General features: G+C 38.2%; 1 protein-coding gene and 2 pseudogenes. All 3 read right to left on the bottom strand.

The features are described from left to right. Positions 1-650 (bottom strand): annotated as a pseudogene (locus ACFU5K_RS31790) (hypothetical protein); the annotation flags it as partial. Positions 651-740: 90 nt separating this feature from the next. Further along, a complete protein-coding gene (locus tag ACFU5K_RS31785; protein WP_375839303.1) occupies positions 741-914 on the bottom strand; it encodes a hypothetical protein in 174 nt (57 codons plus the stop codon). Positions 915-1,598: 684 nt separating this feature from the next. Next, positions 1,599-1,952: pseudogene (locus ACFU5K_RS31780) on the bottom strand (hypothetical protein); the annotation flags it as partial.

The raw sequence follows: 1,952 nt of genomic DNA, 5'->3' as shown, positions 1-1,952 counted from the left end.
TCACAGCCCTCTGAAGCCACTTTTAAGGCTGTTTCCCTGTCTTGGACATCTTCTAGGTCTATATCAGTCAAATAAGCGCTCAAATAGGCTCCTATGTTGTCTATATCCTTTAATGACTTGATTGTTACAAATCCTAAACCCCATAGACTCCTTAATTCAGCATTTTTAATATAAATCTTATCCAAATCATTAAAGCGCATTAAAACATGACAATGCCAGGCTCCACGTCCTTGTGGCTCTACCACCGATAAATAATCTATCGAACTTTCTTTCTTGTATTTATAACGCAACCTGTCGATAAAATTTTGAAAATCACTATAAAGTTTTTTCGTGTCCGTCATATTTTTCTTGTATGTCAAAGTTATATGTAATTCATTTGGCCGTCCTATAAAATTGTTATTTATCAAATAACGCAGCTTCTTAAAGGTTTGTCTCAAAGAATTATAATTTTCCTGCCGATTTTCCGAATGCTCGAACTCCCGGATCTCCCCAGTAGAGAGGTCTACAAACCTATCCTTGTCCAATTTTTTGATATTATTTTTCCGGTTCATCTTCTCCATATGCTGAACTTCAATGACGTGATTCATAGTGGTCACTTTTACAACATCATTTGGAGCTATGAAAACCGCGTCACCATTGCGTTTATCCATCCATTTCCCCTCAATTTTTCCTGTAATGTTTAATTAAAATCAAGTTAATAATAAAGAACCCCAAATCCGAAGTCAGTTTTTCAACAAAAATTAGCGTCCTTTTCCCAAATAGTCCCTATACAATTCCTTAATAGCAAACTCAATTACAGCATCTTTTGAAACTCTTCCAAATTCATTGTGTTTTGTAAAATGTTCGGCTAATAACTCTAGCTTTTTAAATGTTTCAACAGTAATTCGAGGTCCAATTTGTTTTTTCTCTTCCATCCAAACACACTCCTAACAAGTTGTTAACATAATTCTAACATTGGAAATAATAGAATTCAAGAACAGAAAAAAGAAGCACACTCGGAATGATATTTCGTTTCCTTTTGATTCCGAGCCTCCACCCCTTACAATCCCCAAAGGCAACCGACAAGGGAAAATTCGTCCCTTATCGGCACCTCCGGAAATTGTACAGCAAGGGGTCACTCCCAATAAAAAGACTACGACATATAAAACAGGTTTAGCTTCAGAGAAAAAGAGCATAAGGAAACTCGGTGCCACCCTAAAAAAAAGGGTGTCAAACAGGCTGTGCCTGTTGAGTTTCTATGCTCTTAGAACAGGTGCCGTTTTTGAAGCCAAAGATATAGCATAGATACCCCATAGATATAGCAGGGATATACCAAAATATCTCTAGAGATACGGGTATCTATGCTATATCTCTCTACAAGATTCCTCCACACGCTTGACGGAAATGCTTCAGCATTTTAGCACTCACTCGACAGAGTGTATAAGTGCGCCATTCGGAATTTCAAAGCTTCAAATTTCACAGAGAGTGCCCATTTATACACACCCCCTAAATCGTGGTGTGACAATGGGTTCTCGCCGGCTCGAAATCGGTTTGTCATTCTGACAAATAACCCTTCGGGAAATAAAAAAAACGGCTCCATAAAGAGGAACCGTTTTGCTTCAAAAATCACGTTTTGTGTTATACTGGAGAAACGAAATTGTGTTTTCAAAATTGTCATTTTCGACATGATAACTTTTCTCGTAGTGTGGTTTTGCCGAACCCACTACTTTTTTTATGTCTCCGAACTTCATTTCTTCCCGTTCCGGCTTAACAATCCCTTTTGATTTTCGATACATATTCATTCCGGAAGGATACATGTGCAGCCGTCCGCCTTTTAAAAATTTCTTTTCCCGACCTTCTACGATCTTTGTTTGCACCTCACAGCCCTCTGAAGCCACTTTTAAGGCTGTTTCCCTGTCTTGGACATCTTCTAGGTCTATATCAGTCAAATAAGCGCTCAAATAGGCTCCTAT

The sequence above is a fragment of the Streptomyces sp. NPDC057428 genome (assembly GCF_042803195.1).
Classification (GTDB): Bacteria; Actinomycetota; Actinomycetes; order Streptomycetales; family Streptomycetaceae; genus Streptomyces.
Note: the sequence above shows the minus strand (reverse complement) of the source record. Positions and strands in the feature narration are given on the sequence as shown.

What these genes read in the sequence shown, in the direction of transcription:
- ACFU5K_RS31785 (WP_375839303.1), bottom strand. Translation starts at nt 914, where the DNA reads ATGGAAGAGAAAAAACAAATTGGACCTCGAATTACTGTTGAAACATTT.